Source organism: Xenorhabdus kozodoii (assembly GCF_002632875.1).
GTDB lineage: Bacteria > Pseudomonadota > Gammaproteobacteria > Enterobacterales > Enterobacteriaceae > Xenorhabdus > Xenorhabdus kozodoii.
The window spans coordinates 56,975-75,125 of record NZ_NJCX01000002.1; the positions used below are offsets into that span (position 1 = coordinate 56,975).

Annotated in this window: 15 protein-coding genes and 4 tRNA genes; 15 read left to right on the forward strand and 4 right to left on the reverse strand. The window is 47.4% G+C overall.

Features of this window, described 5'->3' with window-relative positions; genetic code table 11:
• Positions 1–18 precede the first annotated feature (18 nt).
• From wecB to Xkoz_RS01830, 15 genes are all read left to right on the forward strand, one after another.
• A complete protein-coding gene (gene wecB / locus Xkoz_RS01760; RefSeq protein WP_099140472.1) occupies positions 19–1,149 on the forward strand; it encodes a non-hydrolyzing UDP-N-acetylglucosamine 2-epimerase in 1,131 nt (376 codons plus the stop codon).
• Entirely contained in the window at positions 1,146–2,408 is a 1,263-nt protein-coding gene (wecC, locus tag Xkoz_RS01765) for a UDP-N-acetyl-D-mannosamine dehydrogenase (protein WP_099140473.1), read from the forward strand. The genes wecB and wecC overlap by 4 nt, the downstream gene beginning before the upstream one ends.
• Positions 2,405–3,475, forward strand: coding sequence for a dTDP-glucose 4,6-dehydratase (rffG, locus tag Xkoz_RS01770; protein WP_099140474.1), 1,071 nt, complete (start codon positions 2,405–2,407; stop codon positions 3,473–3,475). The genes wecC and rffG overlap by 4 nt, the downstream gene beginning before the upstream one ends.
• Positions 3,476–3,493: 18 nt before the next feature.
• Entirely contained in the window at positions 3,494–4,375 is an 882-nt protein-coding gene (gene rfbA / locus Xkoz_RS01775; protein ID WP_099140475.1) for a glucose-1-phosphate thymidylyltransferase RfbA, read from the forward strand.
• The gene (rffC, locus tag Xkoz_RS01780; RefSeq protein WP_099140476.1) at positions 4,353–5,078 is read left to right on the forward strand and encodes a dTDP-4-amino-4,6-dideoxy-D-galactose acyltransferase; all 726 of its coding nucleotides are present in this window, start codon (positions 4,353–4,355) and stop codon (positions 5,076–5,078) included. Before rfbA ends, rffC begins: the two co-directional genes overlap by 23 nt.
• 1 nt (position 5,079) lies before the next feature.
• On the forward strand, positions 5,080–6,210 hold the full coding sequence (gene rffA, locus Xkoz_RS01785) for a dTDP-4-amino-4,6-dideoxygalactose transaminase (RefSeq protein ID WP_099140477.1): 1,131 nt from the start codon (positions 5,080–5,082) through the stop codon (positions 6,208–6,210).
• A gap of 1 nt (position 6,211) precedes the next feature.
• A complete protein-coding gene (wzxE, locus tag Xkoz_RS01790; RefSeq protein ID WP_099140478.1) occupies positions 6,212–7,462 on the forward strand; it encodes a lipid III flippase WzxE in 1,251 nt (416 codons plus the stop codon).
• Positions 7,459–8,565, forward strand: coding sequence for a TDP-N-acetylfucosamine:lipid II N-acetylfucosaminyltransferase (locus tag Xkoz_RS01795; protein WP_099140479.1), 1,107 nt, complete (start codon positions 7,459–7,461; stop codon positions 8,563–8,565). Before wzxE ends, Xkoz_RS01795 begins: the two co-directional genes overlap by 4 nt.
• Positions 8,562–9,983 (forward strand): ECA oligosaccharide polymerase, encoded by a 1,422-nt coding sequence (gene wzyE, locus Xkoz_RS01800; RefSeq protein WP_099140480.1) that lies wholly within the window; start codon positions 8,562–8,564, stop codon positions 9,981–9,983. The genes Xkoz_RS01795 and wzyE overlap by 4 nt, the downstream gene beginning before the upstream one ends.
• Positions 9,970–10,707, forward strand: a complete 738-nt coding sequence (gene wecG / locus Xkoz_RS01805) for a lipopolysaccharide N-acetylmannosaminouronosyltransferase (protein ID WP_099140481.1) — start codon at positions 9,970–9,972, stop codon at positions 10,705–10,707. Before wzyE ends, wecG begins: the two co-directional genes overlap by 14 nt.
• Before the next feature lie 265 nt (positions 10,708–10,972).
• Positions 10,973–12,346, forward strand: coding sequence for a bifunctional threonine/serine APC transporter ThrP (gene thrP / locus Xkoz_RS01810; protein WP_099140482.1), 1,374 nt, complete (start codon positions 10,973–10,975; stop codon positions 12,344–12,346).
• A gap of 172 nt (positions 12,347–12,518) precedes the next feature.
• Positions 12,519–12,595 (forward strand) — tRNA-Arg (locus Xkoz_RS01815).
• Positions 12,596–12,706: 111 nt separating this feature from the next.
• Positions 12,707–12,782: transfer RNA gene (locus Xkoz_RS01820), tRNA-His, on the forward strand.
• Between the two features lie 15 nt (positions 12,783–12,797).
• Positions 12,798–12,884 (forward strand) — tRNA-Leu (locus Xkoz_RS01825).
• A gap of 24 nt (positions 12,885–12,908) precedes the next feature.
• A tRNA-Pro gene (locus Xkoz_RS01830) sits at positions 12,909–12,985 on the forward strand.
• 786 nt (positions 12,986–13,771) lie between these two features.
• Here the strand turns inward: Xkoz_RS01830 and hemY are convergent.
• The 4 genes from hemY to hemC are packed head-to-tail and all read right to left on the reverse strand — an operon-like array spanning position 13,772 to position 17,857.
• Positions 13,772–14,977, reverse strand: coding sequence for a protoheme IX biogenesis protein HemY (gene hemY, locus Xkoz_RS01835; RefSeq protein WP_099140483.1), 1,206 nt, complete (start codon positions 14,975–14,977; stop codon positions 13,772–13,774).
• Positions 14,978–14,979: 2 nt separating this feature from the next.
• Positions 14,980–16,167, reverse strand: coding sequence for a uroporphyrinogen-III C-methyltransferase (gene hemX, locus Xkoz_RS01840; protein WP_099140484.1), 1,188 nt, complete (start codon positions 16,165–16,167; stop codon positions 14,980–14,982).
• A gap of 11 nt (positions 16,168–16,178) precedes the next feature.
• Entirely contained in the window at positions 16,179–16,919 is a 741-nt protein-coding gene (gene hemD, locus Xkoz_RS01845; protein WP_099140485.1) for a uroporphyrinogen-III synthase, read from the reverse strand.
• Positions 16,916–17,857, reverse strand: coding sequence for a hydroxymethylbilane synthase (gene hemC, locus Xkoz_RS01850; protein ID WP_099140486.1), 942 nt, complete (start codon positions 17,855–17,857; stop codon positions 16,916–16,918). Before hemC ends, hemD begins: the two co-directional genes overlap by 4 nt.
• Between the last annotated feature and the right edge of the window lie 294 nt (positions 17,858–18,151).

Genomic DNA, 18,151 nt, shown 5'->3' on the forward strand with positions numbered 1-18,151 from the left:
CAAAATAAGAGAGTCACTGTGAAAGTGTTGACTGTGTTTGGTACTCGGCCGGAAGCCATTAAGATGGCTCCGTTGGTACATGCATTGGCGATGGATACTGCTTTTGACGCAAAAGTGTGTGTCACGGCGCAGCATAGGGAAATGCTGGATCAGGTATTGCACCTGTTTGGGATAACACCGGATTTTGATCTGAATATCATGCAAAAAGGGCAGGATCTGACGGATATCACATGCCGTATCCTGCAAGGCATCAAGCCTGTATTGGAAGAATTCAAGCCGGATGTGGTGTTGGTGCATGGTGATACGACAACAACCATGGCAACCAGTCTGGCGGCTTTCTATCAGCATATTCCGGTAGGCCATGTTGAAGCGGGTTTGAGGACGGGAGATCTTTATTCTCCGTGGCCGGAAGAAGCCAACCGTAAGATAGCCGGACACTTGGCCATGTACCACTTTGCCCCGACGGAAAATTCCCGAAACAATCTCTTAAAAGAATCCATTGCGGAAAACCGTATTTTTGTCACAGGCAACACGGTCATTGATGCCCTGCTGTCGGTGCGTGATCGCATCATGAATGATGCCGCCATCTATGGACAGTTTGCTGAGCTTTATCCTTTCCTGAATCCGAATAAAAAAATGATCCTGGTGACAGGCCACCGTCGTGAAAATTTTGGTGAAGGATTTGAGCGCATTTGTGAAGCATTGGCACAGATTGCCAGGGCACATCCCGGTGTTCAGGTGGTTTATCCGGTTCATTTAAACCCGAATGTCAGTGAACCGGTTAAGCGCATTTTGCATGACATTGATAACGTTATCCTTATCAAACCCCAGGATTATCTGCCATTCGTCTATTTGATGAATCATGCCTATTTGATCTTGACCGATTCAGGGGGGATTCAGGAAGAAGCGCCTTCTTTGGGAAAACCGGTTCTGGTGATGCGCAATACCACTGAGCGACCTGAAGCCGTTGATGCCGGGACAGTGCGATTAGTGGGGACAGAAACACAAACTATCGTTGCAGAAGTGACGCGGCTATTGACGGACGTTCACGCCTACCAACAAATGAGCCATGCCCATAATCCGTATGGCGATGGTCAGGCTTGCCAGCGAATTCTTGAAGCATTAAGAAAAAATCAGGTGACATTATGAGTTTTGAAACAATTTCTGTTATCGGCCTGGGGTATATCGGCTTACCCACCGCAGCGGCATTCGCTTCCCGTCAAAAGACGGTGATTGGTGTGGATGTCAATCAACATGCGGTAGAAACGATTAACCGTGGTGCGATTCATATTGTTGAACCTGATTTAGATAAGGTCGTGAAAGTGGCGGTAGAAAAGGGCTTCCTGAAAGCCGTCACGGTGCCACAAACTGCGGATGCCTTTTTGCTTGCTGTCCCGACCCCTTTTAAGGGGGAACATGAGCCAGACATGGCCTATGTACGCTCTGCGGCAGAATCAGTCGCACCGGTCCTGAAAAAAGGCGATTTGGTTATCCTGGAATCCACCTCTCCCGTTGGTGCGACAGAGCAGATGGCCGAATGGTTAGCCGCCGCACGTCCTGATCTCTTATTTCCACAACAAGCGGGTGAAAACGCCGATATCGATATTGCCTATTGCCCTGAACGTGTCTTGCCGGGACAAGTGATGGTGGAATTGATCAAAAATGATCGCGTAGTGGGAGGCATGACAGCCAAATCCTCCCGCAGGGCAAGCGAGTTATATCGCATTTTCCTTGAAGGTGAATGCGTGATCACCAATGCCAGAACAGCGGAAATGTGTAAGCTGACAGAAAACAGTTTTCGTGATGTCAATATTGCTTTTGCCAACGAACTTTCTTTGATCTGCGCCGAACAGGGGATCAATGTGTGGGAGTTGATCCGTCTGGCAAACCGCCATCCACGCGTAAATATCCTGCAACCTGGTCCGGGTGTTGGGGGGCATTGTATTGCAGTCGATCCGTGGTTCATCGTATCCCAGAATCCTGAACAATCCCGTTTAATCCATACTGCGCGTTTAGTCAATGATGGCAAGCCACTGTGGGTCGTCGAACAAGTGAAAGCCGCCGTCGCGGACTGTTTGACCGAAAGTGGCAAACGGGCGCATGAGATTAAAATTGCCTGTTTTGGCTTGGCCTTCAAACCGAACATTGATGATTTGCGGGAAAGCCCGGCTGCCCATATTACAAAAAAGGTTGCGCAGTGGCATGCAGGGCAAACCATCGCCGTTGAACCCAATGTGCATGAGCTGCCCCATTCACTGACAGGTCTGGTGGAATTAATGGATATTAATCAGGCACTCGAAGAGGCTGACATTGTATTAATGCTGGTGGATCATAGCCAGTTTAAAGCGATTAGTGGTTCGGCAATCAAACAAAAATGGGTTGTTGATACAAAAGGAGTTTGGCGTTGAAACGCATTCTTATTACCGGCGGTGCAGGTTTTATCGGATCTGCGGTTGTTCGCCACATTATTAATCAAACTGAAGATAGTGTCGTTGTTGTTGATAGCCTGACCTATGCCGGTAACCTTGAATCACTGGCTTCGGTTGCCGACCATTCCCGCTATGCGTTTGAGCTGGTTGATATCCGCCAGCGTGATGCCTTAGATCGGGTGTTCCAACAATATCAACCGGATGCGGTTATGCATTTAGCCGCAGAAAGCCATGTTGACCGCTCCATTGACGGGCCGGCGGCGTTCATCGAAACCAATATTATTGGCACTTATACTTTGTTGGAAGCGGCACGCGCATTTTGGCAACAGTTGGATCAGGAAAAACAGGCACAGTTCAGTTTCCATCACATTTCAACAGACGAAGTGTATGGTGATTTGCATGGCGAAGAGGGGCTCTTTACTGAAACGACCCCTTACGCACCGAGCAGCCCCTATTCTGCATCAAAAGCGTCCAGTGATCATCTGGTTAGGGCATGGCGCCGTACGTATGGCTTACCGACGGTGATCACCAACTGTTCGAATAACTATGGCCCTTATCATTTCCCTGAAAAACTGATCCCATTGATGATCCTGAATGCGCTGGTGGGTAAGCCCTTGCCAGTCTATGGCAAGGGAGAGCAAATCCGTGACTGGCTATATGTGGAAGATCATGCACGGGCATTGTATTTGGTCGTGACCAAGGCGGAATCCGGCAAAACCTATAATATCGGTGGACATAATGAGCGCCGCAATATCGAGGTTGTGGAAACGATTTGTGAACTGCTGGAGGAACTCTGCCCCGAAAAACCTGCGGGGGTGGCGCATTATCGAGATCTGATTACCTACGTCACGGATCGCCCAGGGCATGACATGCGTTATGCGATTGATGCGGCAAAAATTGAGCGCGAGCTGGGCTGGGCACCTCAGGAAACGTTTGAATCCGGCATTCGCAAGACGGTGCAATGGTATCTGGAAAATGAGAACTGGTGGAGAAGAGTTCAAGATGGCTCTTATGCAGGGGAACGACTTGGGTTAGAAAATAAATAAGCCCGTCAGGGGGAACAGATGAAAGGAATTATACTGGCCGGAGGTTCTGGCACCCGTTTATATCCCATCACGCGCGGGGTATCAAAGCAGTTATTGCCGATTTATGACAAGCCGATGATATATTATCCGCTGTCAGTTTTAATGCTGTCGGGAATACGCGATATCCTGATTATCTCGACACCGGAAGACTTACCGGCGTTTAAGCGATTGTTGGGCAGTGGTGAGCAATTTGGTATCCAACTTAGCTACGCTGAGCAGCCTTCACCGGATGGTTTAGCGCAAGCATTCCTGATTGGCGAAGCGTTTATCGGCAATGATGCTTGTTGTTTGGTATTGGGCGATAATATCTTTTTTGGTCAAGCCTTTAGCCCGAAACTGCAACATGTTGCTGCACGAGAAACCGGCGCGACAATATTCGGTTATCAGGTGATGGATCCTGAACGATTTGGCGTCGTGGCATTTGACGAGCAATATCGGGTGCTTTCTATCGAAGAAAAACCGCTCCAGCCAAGATCTAATTGGGCGGTGACGGGGCTCTATTTTTACGACAATAAGGTCGTGAATTTCGCTAAACAAGTGAAACCTTCCGCTCGCGGGGAGCTGGAAATCACCAGTATCAACCAGATGTATCTGGAATGTGGTGAATTGAACGTTGAGTTATTAGGGCGTGGCTTTGCTTGGTTAGACACAGGGACTCATGACAGCCTGATTGAAGCCAGTACCTTTGTTCAGACCGTCGAAAAACGCCAAGGCTTCAAAATTGCCTGTCTGGAAGAGATCGCATGGCGCCATGGTTGGCTCAGTGATGAGCAGCTAAAATCAGCCGCGACAGACTTGGCAAAAACCGGCTACGGCAAATATCTCATGGATTTGTTCAATGTCTATTCACGCCAATCTTGAACCTCTAGTTTGGGATAGCCAGTTTTTTGGTTTATCGACTGCCCGCCTGCATTTTTCGTCGGAAGCAGCAGTGTTGACGGTGGCCGATTTGGATCAATATGCCTTGGTGCAGGCCAAGGTAGCGACCCAGCAAACAGCCATTCTTGATGAACTCCCCACCCTGGGATTTTCCCTGGTGGAAGGTGAAGTAGATTTACGGTTATCGATTGAAGCGGAAAGTGAGGTGGAAAGTATTGCGGGCATTCATACGGGAAAAGAACTCATTTCTGCAAAACAAAAAGACATCCCGGTATTGAAGGCCGTGGCCGCCCGTGTATTTACCTCCAGTCGTTTCCGCGCCCCTTGGTATCAACCCGATGACAGCGGGCGCTTTTACGCCGCTTGGGTTGAAAAAGCAGTTTTGGGTACGTTCGATCACGAATGCCTACTTATCAATGATGATCATGGTCAATTAGCTGGTTTTGTGACGTTAAGGGATCTAGGCAACCGCGAGGCGCGTATCGGTTTACTGGCGGCTGTACCAGGCAATCACCGTCAGGGGATTGGAAAAAAATTAATGTCGGCGGCGCAACAGTGGTGTCAGAACCATCAGATACAAGGGCTGAGAGTGGCTACACAAATCAGCAATATCACTGCCTTGCGCCTTTATACACGTCGTGGTGCCATCATTGAGAGCACCGCCTATTGGTTATACAGAGGATGAAATGGTTCCATTTAACAAACCACCCGTAGTCGGCACTGAACTTGAATACATGAAACAGGCGATGGCTAGCGGTAAATTGTGTGGTGATGGTGAATTTACCCAACGTTGCGAAGCCTGGATGGAACAGCGCTTTCATTGCCCGAAGGTATTGCTGACACCCTCTTGTACCGCTTCCCTGGAAATGGCGGCGATGTTGTTAGATATCCAGCCGGGTGATGAAGTCATCATGCCGAGCTATACCTTTGTTTCAACCGCCAATGCTTTTGTCCTGCGTGGTGCAACCATTGTGTTCGTGGATATTCGACCTGATACCATGAACATTGACGAGAACAAGATTGAAGCCGCCATTACAGAAAAAACCCGTGTTATCGTACCCGTACATTATGCCGGGGTGGCGTGTGAAATGGATACCATCATGGCACTGGCGAAAAAATATAACCTGTATGTGGTGGAAGATGCGGCACAGGGCGTGATGTCCACCTATAAAGGCCGGGCATTGGGCACGATTGGGCATATTGGTTGTTTCAGTTTTCATGAAACCAAAAATTACTCAGCCGGTGGTGAAGGTGGGGCGACACTCATCAATGATAACTCGATGATTGCCCGTGCCGAAATCATTCGGGAAAAAGGGACTAACCGCAGCCAATTCTTCCGTGGACAAGTCGATAAATACACCTGGCGTGATATCGGTTCCAGCTATCTGCTGTCTGACTTGCAAGCGGCTTACCTGTGGGGACAACTGGAAATGGCGGAAGCGATCAACCAGCGTCGCCTGACCCTATGGGATAACTACTATCACGCCCTAAAACCGTTGGCCGATGCGGGACATTTAGCGTTGCCCATTGTCCCACCGGGATTAGAGCACAATGCCCACATGTTCTATATCAAGCTCAAAGATGTGAATGAACGTAGCGCATTCAATCGTTACATGAAAGAGCATGATATCCTGAGTGTCTTCCACTACGTCGCACTGCATACCAGCCCGGCGGGTGAAAAATGTGGCCGTTTCCACGGTGAAGATCGGTTTACCACCCACGAAAGTGACCGCTTAGTGCGCTTACCGATGTTCTACAACATCACTGATACAGAACAGCAAATCGTCATCGATCGTATCAAGGAATTTTTCGCCTGATATGTCACTTGCCAAAACTTCTGTTTGGACGGCAGGCTCCACGCTGATCAAGATCGGTGTGGGGTTGCTGGCCATTAAACTGCTGGCGGTATCTTTTGGCCCAACGGGTGTTGGGCAAGCCGGTAATTTTCGCCAACTCATTACCGTACTGGGAGTGCTCTCTGGGGCAGGGATTTTTAATGGTGTGACCAAATATGTGGCGGAACATCATCAGCAACCGGAAAAACTCAGGGCAGTATTAGGGACATCGTCTTTGATGATCCTGGGTTTTTCGACCTTACTGGCGGTGATATTCCTCTTATTCAATGAAATCATCAGTATTGGCCTATTTGGTCACACCCGTTACAAGACGGTTGTGCAGGCGCTCGCATTTATTCAAATGGGTATCGCTTATGCCAACTATTTTCTGGCAATCCTGAAAGGGTTCAGGGATGCTAAGGGAAATGCATTGGCCATTATCTTCGGCAGCCTGACAGGAGTGCTTGCCTATGGCCTTTGCTATTGGCTGGGAGGCTATGAAGGGGCATTAGCGGGATTAGCATTAGTGCCGGCATTAGTGGTTTTACCTGCCGGTCTGATGATATTGCAGCACAAAGCCATGACATTTTCCGCCTTGAGGCCGATGTGGGATCGGGCGGTTGCCAGTCATTTGGGGAAATTTACCCTGATGGCATTGCTGACCTCCATTACCTTACCCGTTGCTTATGTCATGATGCGAAATTTGCTGGCAGCGCGTTATAGCTGGGAAGAGGTTGGGATTTGGCAGGGCGTCAGCAGTATTTCGGATGCGTACTTACAATTTATCACGGCCTCCTTCACGGTCTATCTATTGCCAACACTTTCTCGTTTGGACAATAAGCAAGAAATTGCCAGCGAAATTGTGAAGGCCCTGAAATTTGTTTTGCCGGCGGTAGCGGTTGCCAGCTTTTCTGTCTGGTTGTTGCGTGATTTTGTTATTTGGCTGTTGTTTTCAGACAAATTCATCGCCATGCGCGATCTGTTTGCGTGGCAGTTAGTGGGCGATGTATTGAAAGTGGGCGCTTATGTTTTTGGTTATCTGGTGATAGCAAAAGCGGCACTGCGTTTTTATATCTTGACTGAAGTGAGCCAGTTTCTTTTACTGACGGGTTTTTCCCATTGGCTGATACCCGCTAATGGGGCATTGGGAGCCGCCCAGTCATATATGGTAACCTATATCGTTTATTTCATTCTTTGTTGTAGCGTATTTATTATTTATCGCAGGCGAGCATGACAACCCTAATTCACGTTTTGGGATCGGATATCCCACATCACAATCAAACGTTACTGCGTTTCTTTAATGACGTCTTGGCACAGGAAATACCTTTTTCTGCCAAACCGTGTTTTATGGTGGTGTCCAAAGACCACATAAAGTTATCGAATTATCCTAACTTGGCGATTTCCCTTTATAACAACAAATCGGCCTTGTCACAGGCGGTGATAGAGCAAGCAAAGGCGAACAGAACCGTCCGCTTCTTTTTTCATGGGCAGTTTAATGCCACTTTGTGGTTGGCATTATTCATGGGCAAAATCAAGCGACACCAATTTTTTTGGCATGTTTGGGGCGCCGATCTCTACGAAGAGTCCCGCCAACTGAAATTCCGTTTGTTCTATCTGGTTCGTCGTCTGGCGCAGAAGCGGGTAGGGCATATTTTTGCTACGCGCGGCGATCTCCAGCACTTTTTTCTGAAGGGTTCCTCGCGTTCAAATCAGGCTAAACCTGATGTGCCATCATCATTGCTCTATTTCCCGACCCGGATGGATCCTGCACTGACGGTGACGGAGAAAACATTTTCACCCGAAGGGATGACCATCTTGTTGGGGAATTCAGGCGATCAATCCAACCGTCATATTGAAGCCTTGCAGCAGATCCAGCGCCAGTTTGGCGATGAGGCAAAGATAATCATTCCAATGGGTTATCCTGATAATAACCAAACTTATGTCCAAAAGGTGGAGCTGGCTGCATTATCGTTGTTTCCGGCGCAAAACATCCGTATTTTAAAAGCGCAAATCGCCTTTGATGACTACTTGTCATTGCTGCGCCAATGCGATTTAGGTTATTTCATTTTCAATCGTCAGCAGGGTATTGGAACACTCTGTCTGTTGATTCAATTGAGTATTCCGTTTGTTCTTAGCCGCCAAAATCCATTCTGGCATGATTTAACGGAGCAGCAAGTCCCTGTTCTGTTTGACGGTGATGAACTCAATAAACACTGGGTGCAGGAAGCACAGCGCCAGATGCTGTCCCTCGATAAAAAGGCGATTGCTTTTTTTGATCCCAATTTCATTGAGGGGTGGAAAACCGCCCTGTTGGATGCATCTGGAGAGTATCAATGACCTTGACACAATTCGGTGGGCTATTTGTTGTTTACGTGCTATCAGTGGCGTTTATCCTGACCTTGACGTATCGAGAATTTCGCCGTGTTCGCTTTAACTTCAATGTGTTTTTCTCATTGTTGTACTTGCTGACGTTCTATTTTGGCTTTCCATTGACCAGCCTGTTGGTCTTTCAGTTTAATGTGGAAGTGGTGCCGGTAGATTCACTGCTACATGCCATATTGGCCTCTGGCTGTTTTTATGCCATTTACTATGTGGCTTATAAGACACGCCTCACTGATAAAATACGGCCGAGTGACAGCATAAAACCTGAAACCGCGGCGGCACCGCGCAAGCCCCTCTTTACGATGAATCGGGTAGAAACTAATCTGACATGGTTACTGCTTGCGGGCATTGCTATCGTTACAGTAGGTTCGTTCTTTATGCAGAATGGCTTTTTGCTGTTTAAGTTACAGTCCTATAGCCAGATATTTTCTAGCCAGGTTTCCGGTGTTGCGCTCAAGCGATTCTTCTACTTTTTTATTCCTGCCATGCTGGTGGTTTTTTTCCTGAAACCGACTAAAGTACGGTGGCTGTGCTTTTTGGTGGGAACCGTCGGGTTTGGCATCCTGACTTATGTGATCGTTGGTGGAACGCGAGCCAACATCATTATTGCGTTTGCCTTGTTCCTGTTTATCGGGATTGTTCGTGGCTGGATCTCGCTGTGGATGCTGTTCGCTGCGGGGGCAATGGGAATCGTCGGCATGTTCTGGCTGGCGTTGAAGCGCTATAGTCTGGACGTCAGCGGGGCAGAAGCATTTTATACTTTCTTGTATCTCACGCGGGATACTTTTTCGCCGTGGGAAAATTTGGCTTTGTTGCTGGATAATTACAGCAAAATAGATTTTCAGGGATTGACCCCGATTATCCGTGATTTTTATGTCTTTATCCCTAGTTGGGTATGGCCGGACAGGCCGAATCAGGTCTGGAATACCGCTAACTATTTCACATGGGATGTATTGAATAACCATTCTGGTCTGGCAATTTCCCCAACGCTGATTGGCTCCCTGGTCGTGATGGGGGGCGTATTCTTTATCCCGCTGGGTGCGATAGCCGTCGGTTTTATCATCAAATGGTTTGACTGGGTTTATGAAGCCGGAAAACAGGAAAGTAACCGCTATAAGGCAGCAATTTTGCAGGCTTTCTGTTTTGGTGCCATCTTTAACATGATTGTACTGGCTCGTGAAGGTGTCGATTCTTTTGTTTCCCGCGTGGTGTTCTTTTGTATTGTCTTTGGCCTATGCCTGGTCGCGGCGAAGTTGCTGTATTGGCTGTTTGAAAGTGCCGGACTGATTCGAAAGTTTGTGGTCAGTAGCTTGGCTACCGCGCAAAAAACATCTGTTATGTTGGATGTAAGGAAAAAAAATGGCGTTGAATAACATTCCCACATACCGCATTCGTGGCCTCAATATCTGGGGCTTCCGTAATATGTCGCATTTCCTCGACCACCTTTTTCTGGAGGGGCGGGTGAAAACCGGCACTTTGGTTGCGATTAACGCAGAAAAAGTGCTGACGGCGGAAAAAGACAATGCGCTGAATATGTTGCTGGATGAAGCCGAATACTTATATGCGGACGGCATTAGCATCGTGCGCGCCATTCGCCGTAAATACCCTGATGCAAATGTGTCGCGTATTGCGGGCGCTGATTTATGGGAAGCGTTGATGGAGCGGGCTGGGCGTGAAGGGACGCCCGTCTTTCTGGTTGGCGGAAAACCGGATATTTTGGCACAGACTAAGCGCAAACTGCGTAGCCAGTGGAACGTCAATATTGTGGGTAGCCAGGACGGGTATTTTACACCAGAAACGCGTGATGAGGTTTTTGGGCAGATCCATGCCTGCGGCGCTGAGATTATTACGGTCGCAATGGGTTCACCCAGACAGGAAATCTTTATGCGCGACTGTCGCAAGATACATCCAGATGCACTGTATATGGGCGTTGGCGGAACGTATGATGCTTTTACTGGTCACGTTAAACGTGCGCCGAAAGTTTGGCAGAATCTGGGGCTGGAATGGTTGTATCGCTTGCTCTCTCAGCCAAGCCGCATTCGCAGGCAGCTAAAACTGTTGAGATTCCTTGGCTATTATTACGGCGGCAAACTCTAATCCGAATTGCGACAATTTTTCTGTTTCCACCTGCTACATCGAACATATTTTATCCATGTGTGGCAGGTTTTTTGTGTGCCACTCGCCTGTTGTTTGGCTGCTTATGCTCAATTCCCATGTCCTTAATCCTCATTTTTGTAATTTTCTATTTCACTGATCGGCAAAACGTGTTTTGATCCCAGCCTTTTTTACAACCATTGATTATCAATTCCTGTATTTTTTCTGTTTGCAAGTATAGACATCATAAAAGTGGATAGGGAGTTTTATGAGTGATTCAAAACAGAGCCTGCAAAGGGGACTTGAGGCACGTCATATTGAACTGATTGCGCTAGGTGGCACAATCGGCGTGGGGCTGTTCATGGGTTCAGCCAGTACCTTGAAATGGGCCGGTCCTTCTGTTTTGCTGGCGTACATTATTGCTGGGATGTTTGTTTTTTTCATCATGCGTTCCATGGGGGAAATGCTGTTTCTTGAACCTGTAACGGGTTCATTTGCTGCTTTTGGGCATAAATATTTAAGTCCTTACTGGGGATGCTTAACCGCATGGGGTTACTGGTTCATGTGGGTTTCGGTGGGGATCTCAGAGATTACTGCCATCGGCGTCTATGCGGAATTCTGGTTTCCTGAGCTGCCTCAATGGGTTTCAGCGCTGGTAGCGGTTGGATTGGTGGCTTTGGCAAACCTGGCCGCGGTAAGGCTGTACGGTGAGCTGGAGTTTTGGTTTGCCATGATCAAAGTCACAACGATTATTGTGATGATCCTGATTGGCATCGGTTTGATTTTCTTCGGATTGGGCAATGACTGGCAACCCATGGGTTTGGATAACCTGACTTCACATGGCGGATTCTTCTCCGGTGGATGGAAAGGCTTTTTATTTGCCCTTTGTATTGTGGTCGCTTCCTACCAAGGGGTAGAGCTGGTTGGTATTACCGCCGGTGAAGCGAAAAACCCGCAAGTTACCCTTAAAAAAGCGATCAACAATATCTTGTGGCGTATCCTGATTTTTTATGTGGGTGCCATTTTTATTGTTGTGACATTGTTCCCGTGGACCGAAGTCGGTGCACATGGCAGCCCGTTTGTGATGACTTTTTCTAAAGTCGGTATTGCTTCTGCGGCGGCGGTGATCAACTTTGTTGTACTGACTGCTGCGCTGTCAGGCTGTAACAGTGGTATGTATAGCGGTGGCAGGATGCTATATGCCCTGGCGCAGAATCGGCAATTACCTGCTGCATTGCTGAAGCTGTCGAAAAATGGTGTGCCGGTAAGATGTATTGCGATTACCATTGGTTGCCTGATTGCGGGTTCCAGCCTGAACTATCTGATACCCAATCCGCAGTCAGTATTTGTTTACGTTTATAGTGCCAGTGTATTGCCCGGTATGGTGCCGTGGTTTGTGATCCTGATCAGCCAGTTGCGCTTCCGTAAGCATCACGAGGAAGCCATAAAACAGCATCGGTTTAAATCGATTTTGTTCCCTTATGTCAATTATCTGACATTGATTTTCTTGAGTTGTGTCTTGGTGGGGATGGCGATTAATCCTGATACCCGTTTCTCACTGATCGTGGGGGGAATATTTTTGCTGATCGTGTCATCAATTTATTGGTCGATGAAATGGTATTTACCTAAAAAATCGATATAGTTTGAGTGATTGGTTCTCAACCAAAAAGCGTGTTTTCGGTAATATCGCGGTGGAAAGGTGCTGGCTTTATCAGCTAAATGGGCAAAGCGTAATCAAACGCATCATTTCTTTTAAAAAAGCACTGGACAGTACGACGTTAAATCCGTACTATCCTCCACCGCAACGGCGTTAAGCGCCCGTAGCTCAGCTGGATAGAGCGCTGCCCTCCGGAGGCAGAGGTCTCAGGTTCGAATCCTGTCGGGCGCGCCATTTAAAGCGTGCAAGAGCAGTGGTAATGAGTTATCGTGGTCGGCGTTGTTGTAATAGCGCTGCATGAAGTAGTGCTAGATAAAAACAGTATGTAAAAAGATATCTGTTATGGTGGCTATAGCTCAGTTGGTAGAGCCCTGGATTGTGATTCCAGTTGTCGCGAGTTCGAGTCTCGTTAGCCACCCCATCTTTTTTATGCAACGCGAGGGTGGCGGAATTGGTAGACGCGCTAGCTTCAGGTGTTAGTGTCCTTACGGACGTGGGGGTTCAAGTCCCCCCCTTCGCACCATAAAAAAGAACAAAAAGATATTTTCGGCGAGTAGCGCAGCTTGGTAGCGCAACTGGTTTGGGACCAGTGGGTCGGAGGTTCGAATCCTCTCTCGCCGACCAAATTCCGATAAGACCCCGCTATTGCGGGGTTTTTGTTTTCTACTTACTCCTGCTTTACCTTCCTTTTTCTTCCTTTGTTTTGCCTGCGAGTAAACAGATTTTTCCTTTTTATTTCTGTTTAATTTCTATTTGACTTTTTAGCGTAAAACTTGACGGTTATTGCTTTTAATAACGCATTAACATTATGTTTTAAAGGTTATTTTTTTATTGATGTTGTATTTCAACGACAAACCATACTGCCCAATGTCTCAAATGAGAGACATATAATCCTTTGATTTATAATATCTATATATAAACAACCAAAATAGCGTCTCAAATGAGAGACGCTATTTTTAACCCTACTTGGTGAAAGTTAGGCTATTTATTACGGAAAGCCCGTCAAACCTTGGGTAAGAGAAATTTATCCTGATTGAAAAAGTTGGCACGAAAAATGCTTAATTAAAATTGTAGATACTCATCCCACTCCTTATGACAGCATGTAGCTTCATAAACCTCAGGATGATGTAGAGCTGATTGTCGGTGCCTATAGTCCACGTTATAGATGAGTAAGCATTCTGTCTTGTCATCGCAAACCGGACACAACGTTGAGTGAGGCACTCATCCGTCTGTAGACCTGATTGTATTTATACACCTGTCTTTTTTGATGGGTGTTTTTTTTGTCTATAGAAAAGTGGGGATAGGCTTCAGACAGTTTGCCATTGGCTCTCATGGCGTGAAGCCTGGATGCACCTCGGCTAACGATCCAATACCGAACATCGTTAACTGAGGTGTGAAGGTTATGCGCTCTTATGCTTCGATATCACTCTCACGCTTCAAGGTCAGCATAAATCCTTTATTGCGGGTTTGGGTCGCTTCTTCGCGCTTTTGCAACCTGTCCAGTGCATCAGCAAGCCATGCATAATCATGGGCATCTGGACGCTGTGCAAGGGCGGCTTTAAATGCCGATTCAGCCGTTGCCCATTCACTATGGCGCAAAGCCACCTGCCCTAGCGTGCTATTGAGCAATGGGGTTGCACCATGTTGTTTTAACAGGTGGGAGAGAGCCTTTTGTATGGCTTCTGAATCACTGGCCTTAAGATGGGGAATTAATAGCAGCAGACGTTCGTCGTACTGTTGTTTCAAGCCATCCAGAATGATTTGTTGGGCAGCCTCGTGATCATTGCATTCAATTAAATGTTCGGCCATCGCGACTTGCAGCACAATGTCATTGCGAATTTTGCGGTTTTGATCTTTCCACCATATTTTCAGCCCACTACTGCCTTTCTGTGCCATAACCTGGTTCATTAAACCGATATAGGCTTGCTGACGCAATTTAAGGATCTCTTCTTCGCTGTGCAGCTTAACTTTCAGCATAGAGGGCAAGATATCAATCAGGGATTGATAAGCACCTGAAAGAGAGTAAGCCTGTTCAGCCAATCGCAATACTTCAGGGTGACGAGGGGCGTGTTCCAACAATTTATCCACACCAACGTGTGCGGCATGAATTTCACCCTGTGCCAATTGGACACGGACACGGGTAATATCAACGGGGAGCAGATCCTTATCAGCCACTTCTGCCGCTTGCTCAATATATTGGTTGGTTCGGAAATAATCACCACGCCGTTGAGCCGCTTCTGCGGCCAGCAAATAGTTCACGACCGGGTATTCGGCATGGTCAGCGTTGCGAGACATCAAGCGTTCAACTTGCTTGAAATCCCCTTCGGCGAGTTTCAGCAGCGCCTGTTTGGTTTGTGAACGAGCACGATTACGTTTATATCCACCAAAGATCCAGCTATGAGTGGATGTGCTGGTACGCTTTAAGCGACGATAACACCAGCCGATGAAGATCAGCAGGAATTGCAGCAGGAGGAAGATGATCACCAGCCCGGTGATACTGGTGGTGATATTGTTCTTGTCCGTCTGGATCAAAACATATCCTTGATGGCCTGACATCAAAGGACCGACGACGATCCCCACAATAAGGATAATGAACAGCAAGAATACTTTTAGCATGTTCAGCTCTCCTCAACGGATGTTTTTGCTTGATCGGCTGCTTTTGCCTGATCGACAGTTTTTGGTGTCTCAGGCTGAGCTTCTGTTTGAGTCTGCTTGGAATGCGGTAAGTTATAAATACGCTTACGTACCAATTCTGCCAATATGGGCTGGCTGCTCAGGTGTTCAGGGACATGGATAGAAAGCGGTTTCTTTTGCAGTGAAGCCACATTGTTTAAAAAGTTTTCCGCCTCAGGGAGTGAAGTATCAAAATAAGTCTTCACCCAGGATTGAACATCTTCTAATGCATCCTGATAAATTTTGGCCTGATGGCGGGGTACCGCCTGTGCAGCAATCAGCAGCTTGGAACGAATGTTCTCGCGCAGGTAAACACCTTGGTTAGGTGCCAATAGCGGCTCTTTGCTGTCATCACGCGGGGTAATAGTAATGAAGTTATCCATAAAGCTATGCCAGCTATTGCTTAAGTTCTCGCGCCAGTCAGAGAGCGAAGCCGTGATCTCATGATTGTCTGCCTTCTCCGATCTAGCTTGTTCGACTTTATTGGCAAGGCGTAAGTTATCGACTTGGTTTGATAGCTGGTTCAGCATCAAGATAATGCCATCTAAATCGACCTGTTTGATTTTGGTCAGGGAATCGATATCAGCCATGATAGCTTTACGGACATAGAGCAGGCTGGGATCATTCATTTCAGCCAGATTCTGGTCAGCATCTTTCAGCAAGGCGATAGCCGTGGTGATATCCTGTTCACTCCAGACTTTTCGGCCAGCCATCTTGACGAGGGAGCTGGCTTGCGCCAGTCGCCAGTTTTCGATATCCGTATTTGAAAATGCGGAAACCCGGTTTCGCAGCTCGGCAATGCGATCATCTCGCTGCTGGCTTTGTGAGTCGGCGTGTTGTAGGGAAGCCTCCAGCTTCTGGAGGTTAGCATTCAGCTCTTGCTTATCGGTAGACTGTTGTTGCGTCAGAGAAGTGATCGCTTGCTGGAGAGCGAGGTTTTCGGTTTTTAATTCTGCATTCTGCTGTTGACCATGATAATAAATATAAAGGCCACCGATACCTATCGCCAGCGATATGGCAATTGAGATCGTATTGCCGACCCATCCATAACTCTTGGGGCGATGGGGAGCCTGAGGGCGTTTTGTCTCAACCGCATCGGTAGATTGCTTTTGTTCCGTCGTCATAATGGGCATCCCATATTAATTTATTCCAGTGCCTGGATTAAGGCGTCATTATCTGCACTCTTGGCGACTTTTATTGTTTGCCAACCCAGGTTCTGGGCGATCTTGGCAAGACGTTCGCTAACTACAATCAGCTTGCAATTTAGTAACCATGCTTTTCCATCCCGATCAGTCACTAAGTTATATAACAGTTGCAGCATTTCGCCACTGGTGACAACGAGGGTTTTTATACCACATTGCTGCCAGTGACGACTGAAATCCGCTGTATCATATTTGACAGGCTGGCGTGAATAACATTCACAATAATCGACTTCACCTCCCCGAAACCTTAATGTGGAGGCAATCACTTCGCGACCACCATTGCCTCGGAGCAATAAAATCTTTTTCTTATTCATGTCCTGTAAGGCGGGGAGTTGCAGTAGATCTTCACTGGTTTCACCTTGCTCAGCGTGGCTTATTTCCAACCCGGTAAGTCGGTGGAACATCAGGGAAGTGGATTTGCCGATACCATAATAAGATAACGGCTCAGGCCAGGACTGGCCTTCTTGAATAAGCTGTTCATTGGCATAATGAACCGCATTTTTTGATAATAGAAAAACCCGATCCCCCGCAGATAACCCTTGCAGTTTTTGTGACAGTAATGGCAAATCTGCCCCTGGGTGAATTTCGATCAGGGGAGCGCTGAAAGCTGATTTTCCAATAGATCGCAGTCGCTTGACCAATTCCTCTCCTGTGGGGGCAGGGCGGGTGATCAAAATACTCATTCCGCTAGGTTCCTCTGGTATACGCGAGCCAGGATTTGGCGGGCGCCTTTCTCCAATAACTCTTCCGCCAATGCGATACCCGCCTGACGAGCCTCTTTGGGTGATATCACTCTTTCACCGCGTACGATCACTGTGCCATCGGGGGAGCCTACCAGCGCGCGTAGCCAAATGTTGTCTCCCTGCCAGATGGCATAACTGCCAATCGGTACTTGACAGCCTCCTTCAAGACGGGTGTTCATCGCTCTTTCAGCGAGAACGCAGGTTTCTGTTCTGGCGTGGTTTAAAGGTGACAACAGCTCACGGGTTTGCTGGTCATCAAGCCGACATTCAATACCTACTGCTCCCTGGCCGACGGCTGGCAACAATAACTCAGGTTCTAATGGCATACGAATGCGCTCTTTCAGCCCCAGCCGTTTCAGGCCGGCGGTCGCAAGAATAATGGCATCATAATCGCCGTTATCGAGCTTGTTCAGACGGGTGCCGACATTACCCCGCAAATCACGGATCACAAGATCAGGGCGTAGCTGACGGATTTGGCACTGGCGGCGTAAACTGGATGTACCAACCACACTGCCGGCAGGTAGCTCATCCAGTGAAGCGTATTCGACTGAAACAAAAGCATCCCGTGGATCATCCCGTTCGCAGATGGTGACTAATCCCAAACCAGCAGGAAATTCAACAGGGACATCTTTCATGGAGTGGACAGCAATATCAGCTCGCTTTTCAAGCAGAGCCAGCTCTAATTCCTTCACAAACAGCCCCTTGCCTCCCACCTTTGCCAATGGTGTATCGAGGATAATATCGCCACGTGTCACCATTGGAACCAGTTCTACATTTAGTTCTGGATGAAAGTGTTTCAGTTGTTTCTGAACATATAGCGCTTGCCACATAGCAAGTGGGCTTTGGCGGGTAGCGATGCGAATGGTTTTCATTGTCATGGATCAGTATATTTGGCAATTGTATTAACTAATGGTTTCTCTATCCTTCATCTTCAATTTGTTGCCTTATTGACCGTTACGCAACGTGAAGCTGATGGGAATAATGGCGTTTAGCTGCCAGTTAGTCACCGATTAGTGAGAAAATAGTACCCGTTTTAACATCTCAATGATTTTTTTTCCAGTGACGAAAAAGTCAGGAAAAAATCCAAATAGTCTATGGACATACAGGTTATTAAATAAAAATAATTTTAAATATTAAAATAATATTTTATTTGCATAGAGAAAATAAACAAA